The organism is Rossellomorea sp. NRS-1567, assembly GCF_050467885.1.
GTDB lineage: Bacteria > Bacillota > Bacilli > Bacillales > Bacillaceae_B > Rossellomorea > Rossellomorea aquimaris_C.
In genome coordinates this window covers 338,414-357,565 of record NZ_JBITPL010000015.1, presented here as the reverse complement: position 1 = coordinate 357,565, position 19,152 = coordinate 338,414, and the positions used below count along the sequence as shown (strand labels likewise).

Genomic DNA, 19,152 nt, shown 5'->3' with positions numbered 1-19,152 from the left:
TCATTTCCCCCGTTTAACTCTCAGCTAAATACTGCATTAATTCATTCGATAAAGATTGAACCGCATTCTCTTTCAGGCGATACTTCCCATCCTGCGTTTCTACGAGCCTTGCGGACCTGAGTATTTTCAAATGATGATGGACCGTCGATTTCCCCATGTTCAGCTCATTCGTGATTTCCTGAAGTGTACGATCTGACCCCTTCAGTAATTTCACCATACGGAGGCGCGCTTCATCCCCAAGGGCTTTATGCTTCTGGACCAAAAAATAGCTTGGCATATCCTTATCATCCGGATAAATGCTTTCATTGGCTACGGGGTAATAAAACACCTTGACTCCTTCAACATCCCCTTCTACGTTCCAAGGGCGGTAAATCGACTGAGGGATCAGCAGGACGGTATGTACACTGGGCTCGGGCAGATAAGTAATTCCTCCCGTTGCCCATTCAACCATGGCCTCGGGCTTCAGTTTTTCATTCATCTTCTCCTTGGACTCTTTATCCCTTGTCAATATCTGAAATAGCGCCTCTTGTTGAGGAATGATCACTTCTTGATACCACCGGGTCATGACGCTCTTCAAGTGATCCCTTAAGTTCTGGATATTTGTGGTGCAGATAAACTCAATATATCCTGGAAAATATGGATTATCCTTGGTCTGCTTTTTCAATCTGTCTCGTGATGACTCATCACCTTTTGAAGCATGCGTTCGAAGTTCTTGAAATTTCATCCCTATGTATGGAATGCAGACAAATCTGAGTTTTTGATCGTCCACCCCACCCAAAAACGTGATGAAGTCAGAGAAATCCCGGAAATCTTTTTGATGCAACAAGAGCAGTAGGGATTTCCAGGTATTATGCTTTTCAACGTATTTCAAATTCTCTATCAACGGCTCAGATAAAGATTTCTTTAACTTGTCCCATGACTCTTTCGGTTTTTCTAACGTATCAATAAGCCTTGTATTTGTGATGGCAGCAATCCCCAAAGCGCATTCCCAAAGCAGAGAAGCCTCGATTCTTACTTCATATGTCTCTCTTTTTCGGCTTGTCGTATGGAGTACATCCATATTGGAACACCTCATTCCCAAAAATTTCTCCCTTACATATATTCTATAATTATAGAACGATAAATTCAACAAATATTGAATTTATTCCAGGAAAAGTAGCATACTTTTAATAAAATATTGTTTCTTCGCTCCTTATTGGATAAAACGACTCAAATCTTATGTGATCATGAGATGTTGTTACCAAATATGGCTTTTCGTACTGGCATTCATAAATATTAAAGTCGTTCGATAGGAGAATTGCGTCGTTTTCTTTCTTAATTGCGGCAAAATTCATTTTATTGCGTCTGTTAAATTGGAATTGCGTCATGATCCAGTGGAATTGCGCCAAAATAATGGTTAATTGCGTATTTTAACAAAATATGGAATCCAATCTCATATTCAGTCTCAACAATCACAAAAAAAACACACAAATCCCATACAGGAATTCATGTGCTAAATATAAAGTATTAAGATTTCACTTTATCTTTTTTAATCTGTTTACTTCTCAATTGACCGCAAGCGGCATCAATGTCCGTCCCTTGTTCCACACGGACTCCACAGTTGATTCCATGTTCAAGTAATGTACCGTAGAATTCAACAATCGCTTCTTTCGTACTTCTTTGATATTGGTTGTGTTCGTCAACTGGATTATAAGGAATCAGGTTCACATAAGAAAGATGACGCTTGTTCTTTAACAACTTGGCTAGCTGTATAGCCTCTTCTTTATGATCGTTCACATCGCTCAATAAAATATACTCAAAGGTGATTCGTCGATTGGTTTTTTCTAAATAGTAATCAATGGCCGGCATTAACTTCTCTAAAGGATACGCGCGGTTGATCTTCATGATCTTCGTACGCAATTCGTTGTTTGGTGCGTGCAAGGAAACTGCCAGGTTGATTTGAATGTTTTCGTCGGCAAATTTGTAAATCTTATCTGCCAGGCCACTTGTTGATACAGTGATGTGACGAGCACCGATTGAAAGACCTTTTTGGTCATTCACTACTCGGAAAAAGTCCATCATGTTATCGTAGTTATCGAATGGTTCACCAATTCCCATTACGACGATATGACTGACTCGTTCTCCATTTCCTGCTTCATCCAAATGATGTTGGACATTCATGATTTGTTCGACAATTTCACCGCTTGATAGGTCCCGGTTTTTCTTGAGTAGTCCACTCGCACAGAATGTACACCCGATGTTGCATCCGACCTGAGTCGTCACACACACACTCAGTCCGTAATTAAAACGCATAAGAACCGTCTCTATCAGGTTACCATCCTCAAGCTTGAACAAGAATTTGATTGTGCCGTCCTTAGATTCCTGTTTAACCTCTTGAGTGAGTGTATGGAGATAGAAGTGATCGTCCAGCAACTGTACACAGTCAGCGTTTAGATTCTTCATATCCGCAAAGTTTGTCACTCTCTTTTTATATAACCAATCCCACACCTGAGCCGCACGGAATTTCTTTTGACCGTGCTCGACCAGCCATGTTGTCAGTTGATCTAATGTTAATCCGTATATGGATTTCTTTTCCATTTAAAACCCTCATTTCAAAACTCTACAATTTTCTACTTATCTATACTACTTAAAGTATGGCAATGTTTCAAGGGATTTATAAGTGTTGAGAAGAATTGGAATTCCGTAATTTAGTATAAATACAATAATAATACGCCGAGACACTTGCTCGGCGCACCCTACTAATGATTGATTCTCTGAATAAAATCATCCAATTTCTCTTTGTCTTTAAGCTTTTCATTACACTCATGACTATCCTGGCAGACGTAATTCCCTTTCTTCACAAAGGTTCCTTGAGATGAAGTTTTCGATTCAGACATGTAAAATCCGATGCTTCCAAAGGTATTGCAAATCGTGCAAATCCCCTTCTTGCTGCTGCTTTTGAAGGTACCCTTAAATCCTTTCAATTTACCCTCATGCATAGCCACAATATATTTTCGCTCCTGCCCGTAATCATTCCAGCCTAAATAGGAGATATCCCTGAAATCGATATTTCCCCAATCAGGTGACTTTAGTTTTTTCACTTTGGGGAATAATTTTTTCAATGAGGCTTCAGAAACAGTTGGAAATGGAATTACATAAGGTTTTAATCCAATTAAATAATCTTCCGCCTGGTCAGAACCCCTGATATTCCCGATTGGATCAAGTATGTTCAGTTGAGCTTGAGACAGTCCATCGAACAAATTTGTCACCTTATCTTTCACTAGTCCTTTCAAGGCTTGAAGGACACCTAGATCATTCACTGTTGAATATCCATTGATCAGCACTTGAGTCTGATACGTTATGAAATTATATTGATCATTTCGAATAAATGGTTCCATGTTAATCGCTCCTAAAAACATTTGTCATAATCATCATCTTAAATGGGGTTTTCAAGATGAGTCAAGGAGCACAGTTATTCCGTGCAACCCTATTTTTACTATATACCGGTACATGTCAAAAATATATGTAGAGTTTGGTTCAGAATCAATCTATACAAAATAAAAAGCACTGACATAATCATCAGCGCTTTCTATACACTATTTTCTTAATTGTTTCCGTTGAAAGATAATAATGTTCGGCTAATTCTTGAATCGTCTTTCCATTCAAAAAAGCCTCATTGATCTCAACATTTCGTTCATCAATTTTTTTTCTACTTCCAGAACGGCTACCCCATTTTCGGTATTTCACCTTAGGTTTAGGAATATAAAGAGTTTCCCCCTGTACATATTTCTGGACTTCAACAAGAAGCGATGGTGGTAAAACACTCTCAGCTTTCACATATTTCATTTCAGTCAGCCCCTTATTTTCTGATTAATAAAGTAAATAAGGTGCAAAGCCGACTTACTAGAAATGAACTTTAAGGGCGATCAGTCAGCGTCCCCCCATGCAAAGTATCGCCTTTCTAATAATAGGCTTTGCATGAGACGCTTTGGACTCTGGTAAGTTTGTTTTCATTACCATGTCACCACCTCCTTTAAGTTGTTGTTCGTTCTTCTATTATAAAATAAATTCGGTTGAATCACATTATGATAAAAAGCCTAATAAGAAGCAACACATGGTATAATCTTCTAAATATCTTAAAGGAGATGTTCCCATGTTTTCTTTCAAAGTAGATCAAGAAATCTCGATCGAGCTATTTCAGCAGCACCACAAAGAGGAATTATACGAACTGATTGATTCCAACCGGGATCATCTTCGCCAGTGGCTTCTTTGGGTCGATAAACGGAAGTCCCCACAGGATTTAGAGTCGATCATACCCATCTGGATACGGAATTATGCGGATAACAACGGATTCGATGCCGGAATACGCTATCAAGGGAAATTAGTCGGTATGATCGGGCTGCATTATATTGATTGGAAAAGCAAGAGCACCAGTATTGGATACCTACTTTCGGAAGAAGCAGAAGGAAAAGGGATCATTACACGAGCCGTTTCCGCTCTATTAAACTATCTATTTAGTGAAATGGGCCTCAACAGGGTAGAAATCCAATGTGCCATCAACAATAAGAAAAGCATTGGCATCCCGGAACGTTTGGGATTTGACAAGGAAGGTATCACGCGGGATGGTCAATGGTTATATGATCATTATGAAGACCTTGTAACGTATAGTTTGTTGAGAAAAGATTGGGCTATGTCTTAAGGAGTCACTCATTACATAGGCAGTTTTCATTTTAGAAACGCCTCCTCTTTTAAAAATTGCTATATGTAAACGAGGCGGTTTCACTTCCTCCTTTGCCGGTGCAATGTTCCCTATGTTTTTTTCTGAAATATGTAAATTCATTCGAAAGAAAAATTTTTTCGAAACCATAAGAATCTGCTTAAAAATAAGCAGTCAATACAATGACGGTTAATAGATGAAGCATGGTCTTAATTAAGACCATGCTTCATCTATTAATATTTTCCATACACACACGTATCCGTTAACCGCTCTCCATCAACCGAAAGATCCTCATTGCGCAAAACTCCTTCCAGCACATAGCCAAGCTTTTCAGGAATCGCCCTGCTCCTCCCATTTGTGGATTCACACCTGATTTCCACTCTTTTTCCTTTTAATTCAGTTAAGGCAAAATCGGTCAATTTCCCAACAGCTTCCACCATGTAACCATGCCCACTCATTCTGGTATCAATCCAATAACCGATTTCGAATTTCGGAACACTCCAATCAATGTTGTGAAAGCCTGTTGAACCGACGAATTCATTTGTATCTTTTCGGAAGATGAGGTACCTCAAACTTTCCCTTGTCAGGAATTTTGCGTGAGCCTCACGGGTGTTCGTTTCAGTATCTTCTACTGAAGGGTCATTTTGTGCAAATCCTAACCACGGTTTTAATTCAGATAGAGAAGCCTTAATGGCTGCATTCACTGATCTGCCATCACCTGGCTGAGGCATTCTTAGCACTAATCTTTCCGTTTCTAACACTGTTGGAACTTCAAGTAATACAGGGTTCATACAAAACACTCCTTTTATCAAAATAAAAAACTCTCATTCTCAAGAAATCATTCTTGAGGACGAGAGTTGATTTTTCTTCATTATGATTTTCTCTTCATCGTCTAATTGGAAAAATTTTAAATTAATGAAATTATAAGGTAATGACATCTTAATGTCAATATACCTGGTATACTATTATTCTAGTCTTTCCAGCCTATACTAAAAATTAATAATACTTTATAATAAAGGAAAAACATACATCTGGAGGAGAAAAATGACTCACCAAACAATCACTACATCTATTGGAGATCAATTGATTGAGAGAAAGCAGGAAATCGCCAATAACATTTTCTCAAATCTTTTAGCAGCTTATCCAACACTTTACGTGGAAGCAAATAGAACTGAAAGCCTTCCTTATTTTGAGCAGCTAATCGAACTTATAGGTGAAGGCTTGCTAAGGGGAGAAAATAACTTAGACAAAACAAGTCAGTGGGGAAAAGAAGTTGGAAGACTTGCTTCAGGCCAAGGAGTCCCTTTGCATATGTCCATAAGTAAATCCTCTTTATATAAAAAAGTTATATTAGAAGATATCGTTTTGCATAATGAAGCATTATTATCTAAAGAAATCCTGCTGCAAATCACAAATGATATCGATCACACCTTCACGACTATGATTTCTGCTTTTTGTGAAGCATATAGTGAGTTTGCAGAAGAACAGCTGAAAATTTCTGAAGAAAAGTATTTGTCCTTATCTACTCCAGTCGTTCCCATCTTCTCCGACTTAGCTGTATTGCCTCTCATTGGACAAGTGGATGAAGCACGTGGAGAAATGATGGCAGAGCATGTCCTTCTTGAGTGCAAAAAGCTATCCATTCATAAATTAATCATCGACCTTTCCGGTGTGTATGAAGTGAATCCATTGTTCCAACAAGGAATCATGAAACTGATTGATAGCCTTAAATTATTGGGTATCGAACCGATTTTATCAGGAATGCGCCCAGAAATGAGTATCGAATTTGTCCAGATGGGTATAAACATTTCAAGTATGAAAATCTATCAATCATTAAATAAAGCAGTAGAAAATCATTAAGGTGATATAGCATTAGGAAAAGGACTTCATTAACTGAAGTCCTTTTCCTTATTAGTGATGATGCCCTCCGCTCTCACCCTCCTGGTCACTTTCCGCCTCCATTTGTTTGATTTTCTCCATCTCTTCTTTAGAAATGTTACCAACTAGAAATTGCTTCTTCGGCATCACATGCATGTCACGTGCCGTTACATGGGTTTGAACATAATATATTCCGGCTTCTTTGAATGTCTTTCTAATACTATATACCCCATCTTTCTCATGGGTGGCCTTAATCATTTCACTTTCCTCTTTGCCGTTCATTTTCCATACTTCAAACTGTATATCATCAGCATCTTCTACACTTTCACCTGCTTGGGTTACTTTAACCTTTAAGTTACTTTCCTCATTAGGTGATATTTTTTCTGGTAAAGTGATATCCACTTCCACTAACTGAGATATTTCTGATTCACTTTCAGAAGAGGTGGAATTGTCAGTACAAGCTGATAACACTCCTATTAATAATCCGATTCCTAAAGCTGTTATAAGTTTCTTCATTATAAACAATCCCCTAATTCTTAATTTAACCAGGTCTTTATTGGTTTGATATGTGGAAAAACAAAACGATCCAGTAAAAACACAATAATTATGGATATACCAACGAGTGGCATGATGACACCCATCACCAGCATGATGATAAAGACCGCTCTTGTCATTTTTTTATCTTTAGACTTAGTTGGCGCACCCGATTTACCTTCTGGTTTGCGTTTTCTCCAAAGGATGAGTGAGCTTACTACCATTCCGATCAACCCAATACAGATGATAAGACCTATGATTTGGTTTGCCAGTCCAAATAAGCGGCCTTCATGTAAGGCAATCCCCATTGTGATGGCTTTAGCCATAATGCCATATTCACTGAAGCGTACATCACTTAAGATGGAACCTGAGTATTTATCCACATGGAGAGTAGCGTTATCCCAGGGTTTTGAATGAGAAGTAGCGATGGTGTATACACCCTTCTCCCCTTGTGGCATAGAAATCGTATACGGTTTTTCTATGTTTTCATTCTTTGCTATAGACGTAGCATCTTCTAAAGATAATGGAACATATCCCCCTGTAGTAGAAGAAGGTACTGCCATGTTTTCCGATGCCCAAGGTATATCCTCAGCCACATCTTTCGCTCTTACTACCGATTGAGGCTTTTCTCCAAAACTAGTAGCATATGGCGGATATCCAGTATTGGTCGAAGTAGCCAGTCGGTTGATTTGCTCCCCTATCACGCCGGACCACGGCAGGCCTGTCAGGATGAGGATCAAAATGGATATGGATAACCAAAACGCGGGCACTGCATGCATATCTCTCCAGAATGTCCTGCCTTTTTGTCTAAACCTTGGTAAGACTGTACCCCAAATCGATGCTTTGTTTCTCGGCCACCATACATACAGACCTGTTATCAGTAAAATAACAGCCCAACATGCAGCAAGCTCTACTAATCGATTGGCTACCGTACCGCCAACGATCAATTCACTATGTAGCTTTTTAAAGATTTCTGTAAATTTCTCATCTTTTTTTATTGACCCGGCGACATCTCCTGTATAAGGATCGACATACACCGAAGACATCTCACCATTATTCATTACACTGAATTCCGTTGTTCGAGAGGGGTCATCATACACTTTCATCGAGGTGACGATTTGATCAGGGGCTTCCTCCTTGACCTTTGCCATTTGTGCAGAAGGACTGCTCATAGAAGTGCCTTCTTCCTGTACAAAATAAACATCTTTATACAGGACGGATTCAATTTGTGGCTTAAATAAATACACTGCACCACTCAGTGCTAAAATAACTAAAAACGGGGCAAAAATGACTCCTGCATAGAAATGCCATCTCCATACAGTTTGGTATAGCGCAGCTCTTTCTTGTTTCTTTGTTGGCTTTGGGGCAGATTTTAATTTCTTTGCTGTTTCCATCTCTAATCTCCTTTATTGATTGACTTGTAAAAGGAATACGTAATCTTAATAAGTTCAGATCAATGAATTTCGTTTTTTTATCTTTCGTGAACTGACTTATTAGCCATTATTAAATGTACTATGGAGTTGTGAAATAAAAATGAAACCGCTGTATTTTTTTAATTGAATGTTATTACATAAAGGGACGGACCTCTAATTCCCTCTTCCTAATCTTGCTAATTATAGAATTCCAGCCTGAAATCACCCTACTATACTCACCGAAACTGGAGGGACGGACCTCATTATTTTAAAAATGATGTTGGGAAAATGCGTGACTGTTTTCCTATGGTCATTTTTGTTTTTGAGGGAGTTTTGAGGAAAGTTTTCGTGATTCTCGGTGATTTTTGTAACTGGCCGGATTTTTATTCCTTATATTTACAAATCCTTAATTCTTGCCCTATTCTTTTTTTCTTAAGGGTCTGCTAGAATCCTAGTTAGCAAGAATCATATACATAGTTTCCCATACACAATCTCTATTATTCTTGTGAATATTCATAAGAGGGGGTCATTCCACAAGCAAACGATTTACTACTCAATTCATTTGTCGTTGAGCCAAAAAAAAGAAAAACGGAGGAATGCTATTATGAAGTTTAAAAAAATTGCTGCTTTATCTTTAGCTGCATCGCTTGCTCTCGTACCTAGTTTCGGAGGAAGTGCCTTTGCACAAGATCAAAACCCTCTTGAGAAAGCCCCGAAAAAGACAGTTGTCAGTAAAAGCCTCGAAAAAGGCAGCTATGTAAAAGGTGAAGTTATTGTAAAATTTAAAGACGGTGTGGCAGAGTCTGAAAAAGGAAACACCCTCAAAAAAGTCAATGCTTCTGCAGTAAAGGAAAAAGCTAATAAGAAGAAGCCCTTCGAAGTGTTAAAAGTAGGAAATGTAGAAGCAACCGTAAAAGCATTAAGCAAAAACCCGAATGTGGAATACGTAGAACCGAACTATACCTTCTCAGCCACCTGGACCCCAAATGATTATTACTACCAAGGATACCAATATGGTCCTCAAAACACGTATACACCTAGTGCATGGGATCTTGCACGCGGAAGCAGCGGTCAGGAAATCGCCGTTCTCGATACAGGTGTAGATTATAACCACCCTGACTTAGACGGCAAAACGATTCGTGGATATGATTTCGTCGACAATGATTATTATCCAATGGATTTAAATGGACATGGTACACATGTGGCAGGTACGGCTGCGGCTGAAACGAACAATGGAACCGGGGTTGCTGGTATGGCTCCGAATACAAAGATTCTTGCCGTTCGTGTATTAGATGCCAACGGAAGTGGATCACTTGATGATATCGCGGCAGGTATTCGCTACGCTGCAGATCAAGGCGCTGAAGTTCTAAATCTTTCTCTTGGTTGCGACTGTAATACCACAACTTTAAAAAATGCAGTTGATTATGCGTGGAATAAAGGATCTGTCGTCATTGCCGCTGCTGGAAATGACGGAGTATCAACAACGTTTGAACCAGCTTCTTATCCTAACGCGATTGCCGTAGGAGCAGTTGATTCCAGAGACCGTAAAGCTTCTTTCTCAAACTATGGAACATGGGTGGATGTAACCGCTCCAGGAGTTGACATAGCTTCTACCGTACCTAACAATGGCTACTCATACATGTCAGGTACATCAATGGCTTCCCCTCACGTTGCAGGTTTAGCAGGATTACTTGCAGGGCAAGGACGAAACAATGTTCAAATTCGTCAAGCAATCGAACAAACAGCTGATCCTATCAGTGGTACAGGCTCTTACTTCCAACATGGAAGAATTAACTCTTACGATGCTGTAAGATACTAATAATTAGTAAGTACCCCTTAACCCATTGGTTGAGGGGTTTTTTATAATAATTGAATCTACTTCCCCAACATAATTAGAAAGCCAAATGCTTCGAGATTTGATAGTTACCTAGTTTCATAATCACTGGCTGTCCCGAACGAACCCCTCACCTTTTTAGCCCACCCAACCTATATTAACACTAGAAAAAAATAACAAATTCCAACAAAAGTTTTATATCTATTAAAAAGATTCGTTTTCATGAAAATTTTCCTGAATACTACCATTAATGGCCCCCTCTATACCCTCAAAAAGTCCTGCATTTTCTCAATACCTTCTTCTTTTTTTCTATGATAATCTATTTTTGACAGAACTTTTAGAAAAATAGGAGGAATTGATTTGAAAAAGAATAAAATGATTAGCGTGGGGTTATCCATTGGCTTGCTGTCAGGAATGATGGCTACGGGGAGTTTAGCTGCACCATCCGACAACGCTCTCTTTCAAATGAATAAAAAAGAAGGAACACCGGAATTTGTTTCCGGACTATTATCTGCTCCATCCGGGAAAAAGGCCGAGACAATCGTTCTATCTTTTTTAGAAAAGAACAAGGCGAAATTCAAGCTTTCTGAAAAGAAATCGGATGAGCAGTTCAAGGTGCTGTCTGTTGAAAAAGATGAACTTGGAAATAGAGTCGTTCGCATTCAGCAAACCTACCATGGAGTACCTGTTTGGGGTTCTACACAGTCAGCAGTTGTAAAGGAAGATGGCACACTTCAAGCTTTTTCCGGTACTGTCGTAGCTGACTTGGATCAAAAGATAACCTCACCAAATAAGAAAGTGAACGCGAAAAAAGCCTTAAAGATCGCAAAGAAAGATCTCGGAATTGATCCAAAATTAGAAAAAGAGTCTAAACCGGAATTAGTCGTCTATACAGATGGTGATTCTGCTTCCTTTGCCTATTTTGTGAACCTGAATTATTTAGTACCATCTCCTGGTAACTGGAACTATTTTATCGATGCGAAAACCGGAGAGATTTTGAATAAATACAATGACATGCATGAAGTCACAGGAACGAATCAAGTAGGAACCGGTAAAGGCGTATTAGGTGACTCTAAACCGTTGAACACAACCCTTTCAAGTGGAAAATACTATTTGCAGGATAATACCCGGGGTAATGGTGTGTATACATACAACATGAACAACCGTACCTTCTTCCCTCAATTTTTCTTACCGGGCACATTGTGGTCAGATAGCGATAATGTACTTAATGCTGCATACGATGCTCCTGCAGTTGATGCTCATTATTTCGCAGGTGTCACGTATGACTTCTATAAGGATAACTACAATAGGAATTCTTATGATAATCAAGGCGCTCGCCTGGTGTCTTCTGTTCATTACAGCAGCGGCTACAATAACGCCTTCTGGAATGGATCTCAAATGGTGTATGGTGACGGGGATGGCACGACGTTTGCCCCACTTTCAGGCGGCATTGACGTTGTTGCCCATGAATTAACTCATGCGGTGACAGACTTTACTTCTGACCTTGTGTATCAGAATGAATCGGGAGCCTTAAATGAAGCGATTTCAGATATTTTTGGGACATTGGTAGAATACGAGAATGGATCGAATCCAGATTTCGAGATTGGAGAAGATATTTATACACCTGGCACATCCGGTGATGCCCTCCGCTCCATGAGCAACCCTGCTAAATACGGTGACCCTGACCACTACTCTAAACGTTATACTGGTACAGGAGATAATGGCGGTGTTCATACAAACAGTGGAATCATCAACAAGCAGGCTTACCTTTTAAGTGAAGGTGGTAATCATTTTGGAATAACCGTTCCCGGAATCGGCCGTGAAAAGCTTGGGGATATTTATTACCGTATGAATACAGTATATCTGACAGCTTCCTCAACCTTCAGTCAGGCAAGAGCTGCAGCCGTCCAGTCTGCAACCGATTTATATGGCAGCACTTCAGCCGAAGTCAATGCTGTGAAGCTATCATTTGATGCGGTTGGAATAAATTAAAGAGTTTGCGAGACCCGCAGGGATTAGGTTCCTTGCTGGTTTTCTTCATTGGAATATCTTCATTCTTTATTAAAAAAAGCCTGTTTCTAAGTACAATAAGTACCCAGAACAGGCTTCTTCTATTCAGGATACCTTAACAGCATCCGCTATCCGGAACACCCACTAATACTAATCCCCCATCTTGGACATCTAATGTGATATCATCAGTCAAAGAAATCACATTCGTATCAAAGGCAACCGAAACCCCATTAATTTCTTCCACTTTATCTGTTGCTTGAGCTGAATCTAAAGAAACGCCAATTTGTGGCCCACAGCATCCACCTTGATTAAGAAAGAATCTGATACCTTCCGATTTGTTCTCTTCCATTGCATTCAACAGTACTTCTTTTGCTTCATTCGTAATATTCATTGTATACAATCCCCATTTCTTTTTGAGGTCCGTCCCTCAATTGTTTGAATATAGTCCTTTTAATATATTTTTGTTGTTATCCACCTTTACTTAGAGAAGTCCATCAGTTTTTTGTACCCTATCTTTTCTTCACTCATCCATGGAATGAGTGCTGTCTTGTTTGCATAGTCTTTATGCACTTTTTGTATCCATTCCCGCTCTGAGACAGACCTGCCTCTTAACACGGGATCTGTTGTGTCCGTTGCAGATAGGCTTTGATTGATGATCCACCACTTTGGGTGAATCTCCGCTCGATGCAAATCTTCCTGAAGTCGTTTCGCTTCGAAAACAGGGGTAGCTTCAGGTAATGTCACTATCACTACGCTCGTTTCGTTTGGATTACGAAGACGTGGCAGAAGATTTTTCAAATGGTCTTCCACCTCTCCTTTTGAACGCGACACTTCTTTCGTATAAGATTCAGTCGCATCCAGTAAAAGCAGAGTATGGCCCGTTGGAGCAGTATCGATCACGACTATTTCTTCATCCGCTTTCCCTACTATCTCTGCAAAAGATTGAAAGATGGCTATTTCTTCGGTACAAGGGGAGTTTAAATCTTCCTCCAGATACGCCAATCCTTCTTCATCGAGACCCTCTGCAGCTTTAGAAAGAACAGACTTTTTATACGACTCAACCGTTTCTTGCGGGTCGATCCGGCTGATTCTTAAGTCGTCCTTCCCTCGTTCTTCTTGAAACATATGAGTTAAGTGGGCTGCAGGATCTGTTGTAGTTAAATGTACCTTATGTCCCCTTTCAACCAATCCAACAGCAATGGCAGAAGCAATAGTGGTTTTCCCCACTCCACCTTTTCCCATTGTGAAAATGACTCGGGTGTTATTCTTGGAGAAGTCATCTATCACATCTTTTAATCCGGGAATTTCAATTGATTCATCGTCATCAACAGTTACGGCATTCGGGTTAACCTCTACATGAGAGAATAATTGCCTCAAAGAATTCGTTCCCGTTAAGGAATACGCTACATAAGGTAGCGAATAAGTTTGAATTTCCTTAAGTGCAATCGGCATTGAACGTAATGCTTCTTGCTGACGGCTGTAAAAGGCCGATGCAATCGGATCATCCCATTGATGCTTACCCATTAATCCATTTACAATCAACATTTGATTTTTTATTCCAATGTCCTTGAGTTCCGTTGATGCCCGGTCAGCTTCCATTAACGATGAAGAATCCGGCCGTGCAACAAGTACAAGAGCTGTTTTTTCCTTATCGGATAAAACGTTAACAGTGGAAGAATACATATCCTTCTTGTCTCCAAGCCCTGAAAGAGGTCCCAAGCAAGAAGCTCCATGTGTACTCTCTTCCAAGAATCCCGTCCAAGCTGTTGGAAGCTGCAGTAAACGGAGTGTATGACCTGTCGGTGCCGTATCAAATACAATATGATCAAACTTATTTACTATGGCAGGGTCTGAAAGCAAGCTTGTGAACTCATCAAAAGCGGCAATTTCAACTGTACAAGCACCAGACAGTTGTTCCTCCATATTACTTACTACAGATTCTGGGAGCTTCCCTCTATATGGTCCAATAACTTTTTCACGGTATGAAGCTGCTGCTTCCTCCGGGTCAAGATTACAAGCGGATAATGTCGGTAATCCTGGAACTTGTTTTGGTTGATTGGTAAGTTCGGTTTCTAATACATCCTGTAAATTGGAAGCTGGATCTGTACTGACGATCAGCACCCTTTTTCCTTCATCAGCAAGGGCAATGGCTGTTGCACTCGCCGTAGACGTTTTCCCCACTCCGCCTTTTCCTGTAAAAAAGAGGAATGGTGTATGATGGACAGCCTCAAATTGAAACGATGTGAACATTCTACCCCAACTTTCTTATTTCTTATTAATATCCAATGTCAGTCGTACTTTTCTTTTCTCATTCAATTCCTCAGGCGGTACTTCAAACCATTGTGCAAACTCTTCATTTGAAGGATATTTTCCAACAGCGGCTTGTTTCCCATCAACAAGCGTGACAGGTAAAGCATCCGGACCTTCATCGTGTAAAATACGGTTGATCACTTCATGGTCAGCAAATGCCCCTGGATCATTCGCTAAATTGTATCGGCTAATATCAAACCCTCGTTTTTCAAGTGAATATACAGCATTCGCTACGCGAGTAAGCTCAGGATCAATACTGGGACCACAAACCCCCGTCGAACAACACATTGCCGGATCAAAAATTTCAACCTTAACCATCAAAATCCCTCTCCCTTTACTAAGTTTGTATGAAAAAAGCCGAGAAGAATCTCTCGGCTTTATAAGGAGGGACGGACCTATTGTTCATTACTTCACACTTACAATTCACAATGAGGTCCGTCCCTCTATTTCTGTTTACTTTCCAGTTTCAGCGAATGTTTTGATGCGATCGCTGATTTCATCACGTACGCGTTGGAAAAATGCCCATTTTTCTTCATCCGTTCCTTCGGCTTTTGCCGGGTCATCGAAGCCCCAGTGCTCACGCTTGACATGTGGAGGAGTCATTGGGCATTTATCAGCTGCATCACCACAAAGAGTAACGACTAAATCTGCGTTGTTTAAAATGTCAGAATCGATTATGTCAGAAGTTTGGTTTGAAATATCAATTCCCGCTTCTTTCATTGCTTTAACGGCGTTAGGATTTAATCCATGCGCTTCAATACCTGCACTTTTCACATCCCAATCCTCTCCTAAATGATGCTTCGCCCAACCTTCTGCCATTTGGCTGCGGCATGAGTTACCTGTACATAAGAAGTATAGTGTTTTTTTAGACATATTAGTCGAGCTCCTTTTATTGTATGTTTTAAGATATGATCATTAACCAGATATATAAACCAATAAGGGTAATGAGTAACGTTGGTACGGTTAAAATAATCCCTGTTTTAAAATATTGACCCCATGAGATTTTCACGCCTTTTAATGATAAGACGTGTAACCATAAGAGGGTTGCCAGTGAACCAATCGGGGTGATTTTCGGACCAAGATCAGAACCAATGACATTGGAATAAATAAGGGACTCCCGAATAACCCCTGTAGTGTTCGTATCCATTATCGCAATCGCATCTATCATAACGGTAGGCATATTGTTCATGACCGATGACAATATCGCTGCAATGAATCCCATGGAAATCGTAGCGACGAACAGCCCTTGATCAGCGGCAACTTGGATAACATCGGTTAACACATTCGTCAGTCCTACATTACGCAAACCATACACTACCACGTACATTCCAATCGAGAAGAATACAATCGCCCATGGAGCACCTTTAATGACAGTTTTCGTATTGACGGCTGAGCTTTTCCTAGCCATTATTAAGAAGAATATTGACACGATACCTGCGATGATCGATACAGGAATGTGCAGTGATTCACTGATAAAGTAACCAACAAGCAAGATACCAAGCACAATCCAGGATAGCTTAAACATACGCTGATCTTTAATCGCTTCAACCGGTTTCTTTAGCTGGCTGGCATTATAATTCTTTGGAATGCTTTTTCTAAAGAACAGATACAGTACAAGTATGCTTGCAAACAATGAGAAGAAGTTTGGAATGATCATTCTTGATGCATATTCTACAAACCCGATATCAAAGAAATCGGCTGATACGATATTCACAAGGTTACTCACGACAAGGGGCAAAGAAGTCGTGTCGGCAATGAATCCACTTGCCATGATAAATGGAAAAACCATTTTTTCTTCAAAATTCAAGTTTCTCACCATTGCCAAAACAATTGGAGTCAATATCAACGCAGCTCCATCATTCGCAAAAAACGCTGCGACAACCGCTCCTAATAGGGAGACGTAAACAAACATTTTAACGCCATTCCCCTTTGCTGCTCTCGCCATATGTAGAGCAGACCATTCAAAGAATCCAATTTCATCCAGAATTAAAGAGATAATGATAATAGCAATGAATGCTAAAGTCGCATTCCATACTATTCCTGTCACAGCCACAACATCCTGGAAGTCGACAACCCCTACAATTAAGGCAAGGATTGCTCCTCCACAAGCAGACCAGCCAATGGACAATCCTTTAGGCTGCCAAATCACGAGGACCAATGTGGCCACAAAAATCATGGTAGCTAAAATTACTGATAACACGGGAAACCCTCCTCCTAATTACAAGAAATGCGTAATCCTTGCTTCTCTAATGCTGTTAATCGATCATCCTGATTAGGCAAGTGTTCCATCAAGCTTTGAACAATTCGATACGCATCACTTTCTTTGTTAAGAGAGTAAAAGACCCATTGTCCCCTTCTTAATTCCTTCACAAGTCCTGCATCTTTCAATTTACGGACATGCTGAGAGATTGCAGGTTGACTCATTTTGAAAATCTCGACAAATTCACACACACAGCAGTCATTGGATTCTAATAGTTTCACCATAGTAAGACGGGTTTTATCCCCTAGAAGCTTTAACATTGTTGCCGCCCTTTCAATATCAACTTTTGATTTAAGCATGTAAACACCTCCTCAATCACTTATATTATTAGTATATTATTATTTACTTATATAATAAGAAAAAATAAGAACCTTTCTAAAGGCTCCCATATAAGCTCTTGCTTATATAATAAAATACTTATATGCTTATTTCAACCTTTTTAAAAAATTCATTGGTTTTTTTGGCGCTAACAGTACAACTTTGTATATATAGAAAAGTCCTTGATCACTTGACCAAGGACTTTTCTGATTCTTACTTAATGGTTAACGGCTTTATCTAATCCACCGGGCTTATTATGCACGGCCAATTTGTCAATTAATTTATTACTTTCAGTGTTCAGACCAATCAGATTTACTTTCACACCATTCTGATGGTACTTAATAACGATTTTATCAATCGCTCCCACGGCAGAATCATCCCATAAATGTGTGTGAGTTAAATCCAGCGTTACTTCCTTCACATCTTCATTGAAATTAAAGGTTTCAACAAATTCCGTAACAGAAGCAAAGAACAATTGACCTGACACACGGTATACCTTCTTGTGAGTTTCTTCAGACGCCATCGTGGTAATCTTCACTTTTGATATTTTGGAAGCGAAGAATATAGCGCTTAAGATAATCCCGACAAGAACACCTTTAGATAAATCATGAGTAAACAATACAGTGACAACTGTTGCAATCATAACAAGAGAGTCTGTAATCGGTGTTTTGTGTAAGTTCTTCACTGAAGCCCAATCAAATGTACCAACGGATACCATGATCATGACTCCAACCAAAGCAGCCATTGGAATTTGAACCAAGAAATCATTGAGCAATAGGATTAAGATCATTAAGAATGTACCAGCCACAAATGCTGATAAACGTCCCCGTCCACCTGACTTAACATTAATAACTGATTGTCCGATCATCGCACAACCAGCCATTCCACCGAAAAGACCGGATACGATGTTCGCAATCCCTTGACCTTTTGCTTCTTTATTTTTATCACTTGTGGTATCTGTCATATCATCAACAATAGAAGCAGTTAACAGAGACTCAACTAACCCTACAATTGCAATGGATAAAGAATATGGAAAAATGATTTGCAATGTCTCGAAGTTAAATGGAATATCAGGAATCAAGAAGACTGGTAATGCTTGAGTAAGCTCACCCATATCTCCTACCGTACGTACTCCACTTCCTGTCAGCACTGCGAAAATGGTCACAGCGATAATTGCCACTAATGGTGATGGAACCGCTTTTGTAAAGCGGGGTAAAATATATATGATACCCAATGCACCAGCCACCATAGCATACATGATCCACGTTTCACCAACAAAGTGTGGTAACTGTGAAGTGAAAATCAAGATAGCAAGTGCATTCACAAATCCAACCATAACGGAACGTGGTACAAATTTCATTAAGCGGCCTAGTTTAAGGACACCCATGATAATTTGGATCACACCTGTTAAGATGGTCGCTGCTAACAGATACTGTAAACCATGATCTGCGACCAACGTCACCATGACCAGTGCTGTAGCACCCGTTGCGGCAGAAATCATTCCCGGACGACCGCCTACAAATGCTATCACTACTGCAATACAGAAGGAAGCATATAATCCGATCATTGGATCAACACCTGCGATAATAGAGAACGCAATTGCTTCCGGAATCAATGCCATAGCCACGACTAAACCGGCTAACACATCTCCACGAATATTACCAAACCACTCATATTTAATTTTTTGACTTAAACTCATAATGCACCTCTTCCTGTTAATTTATGACTTTCAACTCTCATGAAAGTCGGGTCCGTTTAACACAAGGGACATTATATAATGGATGATTCAATTTGTGAAACATTAATGAAAGCGCAAACATAACATATTATCTTTCATTTACTCTTGATTTCACTGTTAATCTGGTTCAGTTCAAACACATGTAAAAAAATCTTAAATTCC

18 protein-coding genes are annotated in these 19,152 nt (G+C 39.7%); 4 read left to right on the top strand and 14 right to left on the bottom strand.

Annotation, left to right across the window (positions count from 1 at the left end):
• Positions 1-13: 13 nt before the first annotated feature.
• The 4 genes from ACIFOD_RS11135 to ACIFOD_RS11120 all read right to left on the bottom strand — a co-directional run bounded on the left by ACIFOD_RS11135 (position 14) and on the right by ACIFOD_RS11120 (position 3,825).
• The gene (locus ACIFOD_RS11135; protein WP_430314635.1) at positions 14-1,060 is read right to left on the bottom strand and encodes an ArsR/SmtB family transcription factor; all 1,047 of its coding nucleotides are present in this window, start codon (positions 1,058-1,060) and stop codon (positions 14-16) included.
• Positions 1,061-1,506: 446 nt separating this feature from the next.
• Entirely contained in the window at positions 1,507-2,577 is a 1,071-nt protein-coding gene (gene rlmN, locus ACIFOD_RS11130; protein WP_044337210.1) for a 23S rRNA (adenine(2503)-C(2))-methyltransferase RlmN, read from the bottom strand.
• 161 nt (positions 2,578-2,738) lie between these two features.
• On the bottom strand, positions 2,739-3,377 hold the full coding sequence (locus ACIFOD_RS11125) for a FusB/FusC family EF-G-binding protein (protein ID WP_430314632.1): 639 nt from the start codon (positions 3,375-3,377) through the stop codon (positions 2,739-2,741).
• A gap of 181 nt (positions 3,378-3,558) precedes the next feature.
• Positions 3,559-3,825 carry a CD3324 family protein gene (locus ACIFOD_RS11120; protein ID WP_430314631.1) on the bottom strand — a complete coding sequence of 89 codons (267 nt, stop codon included), beginning with the start codon at positions 3,823-3,825 and terminating at the stop codon, positions 3,559-3,561.
• Positions 3,826-4,132: 307 nt separating this feature from the next.
• Here ACIFOD_RS11120 and ACIFOD_RS11115 point away from each other — a divergent pair, with 307 nt between their 5' ends.
• Positions 4,133-4,678, top strand: coding sequence for a GNAT family N-acetyltransferase (locus ACIFOD_RS11115; RefSeq protein WP_282137877.1), 546 nt, complete (start codon positions 4,133-4,135; stop codon positions 4,676-4,678).
• A 251-nt stretch (positions 4,679-4,929) separates the two neighbouring features.
• Here the strand turns inward: ACIFOD_RS11115 and ACIFOD_RS11110 are convergent, their stop codons facing one another.
• Positions 4,930-5,487: a GNAT family N-acetyltransferase gene (locus ACIFOD_RS11110; RefSeq protein ID WP_430314630.1), complete on the bottom strand. Its 558-nt coding sequence runs from the start codon at positions 5,485-5,487 to the stop codon at positions 4,930-4,932.
• Positions 5,488-5,740: 253 nt separating this feature from the next.
• Between ACIFOD_RS11110 and ACIFOD_RS11105 the strand changes: the two genes are divergently transcribed.
• Positions 5,741-6,556, top strand: a complete 816-nt coding sequence (locus tag ACIFOD_RS11105; RefSeq protein ID WP_430314629.1) for an STAS domain-containing protein — start codon at positions 5,741-5,743, stop codon at positions 6,554-6,556.
• Positions 6,557-6,607: 51 nt separating this feature from the next.
• Here ACIFOD_RS11105 and ACIFOD_RS11100 read toward each other — a convergent pair whose 3' ends face one another.
• Positions 6,608-7,090, bottom strand: coding sequence for a FixH family protein (locus ACIFOD_RS11100; protein ID WP_430314627.1), 483 nt, complete (start codon positions 7,088-7,090; stop codon positions 6,608-6,610).
• A 20-nt stretch (positions 7,091-7,110) separates the two neighbouring features.
• Positions 7,111-8,502: a PepSY-associated TM helix domain-containing protein gene (locus tag ACIFOD_RS11095; protein ID WP_430314626.1), complete on the bottom strand. Its 1,392-nt coding sequence runs from the start codon at positions 8,500-8,502 to the stop codon at positions 7,111-7,113.
• Positions 8,503-9,124: 622 nt separating this feature from the next.
• Between ACIFOD_RS11095 and ACIFOD_RS11090 the strand changes: the two genes are divergently transcribed.
• Positions 9,125-10,339, top strand: coding sequence for a S8 family peptidase (locus ACIFOD_RS11090; protein ID WP_397551546.1), 1,215 nt, complete (start codon positions 9,125-9,127; stop codon positions 10,337-10,339).
• Positions 10,340-10,729: 390 nt separating this feature from the next.
• A complete protein-coding gene (locus ACIFOD_RS11085; protein ID WP_430314707.1) occupies positions 10,730-12,346 on the top strand; it encodes a M4 family metallopeptidase in 1,617 nt (538 codons plus the stop codon).
• Positions 12,347-12,479: 133 nt separating this feature from the next.
• Here ACIFOD_RS11085 and ACIFOD_RS11080 read toward each other — a convergent pair whose 3' ends face one another.
• The 7 genes from ACIFOD_RS11080 to ACIFOD_RS11050 form a co-directional block, all read right to left on the bottom strand.
• Positions 12,480-12,755 carry an adhesin gene (locus tag ACIFOD_RS11080; RefSeq protein WP_397551547.1) on the bottom strand — a complete coding sequence of 92 codons (276 nt, stop codon included), beginning with the start codon at positions 12,753-12,755 and terminating at the stop codon, positions 12,480-12,482.
• Positions 12,756-12,841: 86 nt separating this feature from the next.
• On the bottom strand, positions 12,842-14,614 hold the full coding sequence (arsA, locus tag ACIFOD_RS11075) for an arsenical pump-driving ATPase (protein ID WP_430314625.1): 1,773 nt from the start codon (positions 14,612-14,614) through the stop codon (positions 12,842-12,844).
• Between the two features lie 15 nt (positions 14,615-14,629).
• Positions 14,630-14,992: an arsenite efflux transporter metallochaperone ArsD gene (gene arsD, locus ACIFOD_RS11070; RefSeq protein ID WP_430314623.1), complete on the bottom strand. Its 363-nt coding sequence runs from the start codon at positions 14,990-14,992 to the stop codon at positions 14,630-14,632.
• Positions 14,993-15,127: 135 nt separating this feature from the next.
• The gene (gene arsC, locus ACIFOD_RS11065) at positions 15,128-15,547 is read right to left on the bottom strand and encodes an arsenate reductase (thioredoxin) (protein WP_428974025.1); all 420 of its coding nucleotides are present in this window, start codon (positions 15,545-15,547) and stop codon (positions 15,128-15,130) included.
• Positions 15,548-15,575: 28 nt separating this feature from the next.
• Positions 15,576-16,874 carry an arsenic transporter gene (locus ACIFOD_RS11060; RefSeq protein WP_430314622.1) on the bottom strand — a complete coding sequence of 433 codons (1,299 nt, stop codon included), beginning with the start codon at positions 16,872-16,874 and terminating at the stop codon, positions 15,576-15,578.
• A 14-nt stretch (positions 16,875-16,888) separates the two neighbouring features.
• Entirely contained in the window at positions 16,889-17,233 is a 345-nt protein-coding gene (locus ACIFOD_RS11055; protein WP_430314621.1) for an ArsR/SmtB family transcription factor, read from the bottom strand.
• A 236-nt stretch (positions 17,234-17,469) separates the two neighbouring features.
• Positions 17,470-18,951, bottom strand: a complete 1,482-nt coding sequence (locus ACIFOD_RS11050) for a SulP family inorganic anion transporter (protein WP_430314619.1) — start codon at positions 18,949-18,951, stop codon at positions 17,470-17,472.
• Positions 18,952-19,152 lie beyond the last annotated feature (201 nt).

What these genes read in the sequence shown, in the direction of transcription:
- ACIFOD_RS11050 (WP_430314619.1), bottom strand. Translation starts at nt 18,951, where the DNA reads ATGAGTTTAAGTCAAAAAATTAAATATGAGTGGTTTGGTAATATTCGT.
- ACIFOD_RS11100 (WP_430314627.1), bottom strand. Translation starts at nt 7,090, where the DNA reads ATGAAGAAACTTATAACAGCTTTAGGAATCGGATTATTAATAGGAGTG.
- ACIFOD_RS11125 (WP_430314632.1), bottom strand. Translation starts at nt 3,377, where the DNA reads ATGGAACCATTTATTCGAAATGATCAATATAATTTCATAACGTATCAG.
- ACIFOD_RS11105 (WP_430314629.1), top strand. Translation starts at nt 5,741, where the DNA reads ATGACTCACCAAACAATCACTACATCTATTGGAGATCAATTGATTGAG.
- ACIFOD_RS11080 (WP_397551547.1), bottom strand. Translation starts at nt 12,755, where the DNA reads ATGAATATTACGAATGAAGCAAAAGAAGTACTGTTGAATGCAATGGAA.
- ACIFOD_RS11135 (WP_430314635.1), bottom strand. Translation starts at nt 1,060, where the DNA reads ATGGATGTACTCCATACGACAAGCCGAAAAAGAGAGACATATGAAGTA.
- rlmN (WP_044337210.1), bottom strand. Translation starts at nt 2,577, where the DNA reads ATGGAAAAGAAATCCATATACGGATTAACATTAGATCAACTGACAACA.
- arsD (WP_430314623.1), bottom strand. Translation starts at nt 14,992, where the DNA reads ATGGTTAAGGTTGAAATTTTTGATCCGGCAATGTGTTGTTCGACGGGG.
- ACIFOD_RS11095 (WP_430314626.1), bottom strand. Translation starts at nt 8,502, where the DNA reads ATGGAAACAGCAAAGAAATTAAAATCTGCCCCAAAGCCAACAAAGAAA.
- ACIFOD_RS11085 (WP_430314707.1), top strand. Translation starts at nt 10,730, where the DNA reads ATGATTAGCGTGGGGTTATCCATTGGCTTGCTGTCAGGAATGATGGCT.
- arsC (WP_428974025.1), bottom strand. Translation starts at nt 15,547, where the DNA reads ATGTCTAAAAAAACACTATACTTCTTATGTACAGGTAACTCATGCCGC.
- ACIFOD_RS11115 (WP_282137877.1), top strand. Translation starts at nt 4,133, where the DNA reads ATGTTTTCTTTCAAAGTAGATCAAGAAATCTCGATCGAGCTATTTCAG.
- ACIFOD_RS11110 (WP_430314630.1), bottom strand. Translation starts at nt 5,487, where the DNA reads ATGAACCCTGTATTACTTGAAGTTCCAACAGTGTTAGAAACGGAAAGA.
- ACIFOD_RS11120 (WP_430314631.1), bottom strand. Translation starts at nt 3,825, where the DNA reads ATGAAATATGTGAAAGCTGAGAGTGTTTTACCACCATCGCTTCTTGTT.
- ACIFOD_RS11055 (WP_430314621.1), bottom strand. Translation starts at nt 17,233, where the DNA reads ATGCTTAAATCAAAAGTTGATATTGAAAGGGCGGCAACAATGTTAAAG.
- ACIFOD_RS11090 (WP_397551546.1), top strand. Translation starts at nt 9,125, where the DNA reads ATGAAGTTTAAAAAAATTGCTGCTTTATCTTTAGCTGCATCGCTTGCT.
- arsA (WP_430314625.1), bottom strand. Translation starts at nt 14,614, where the DNA reads ATGTTCACATCGTTTCAATTTGAGGCTGTCCATCATACACCATTCCTC.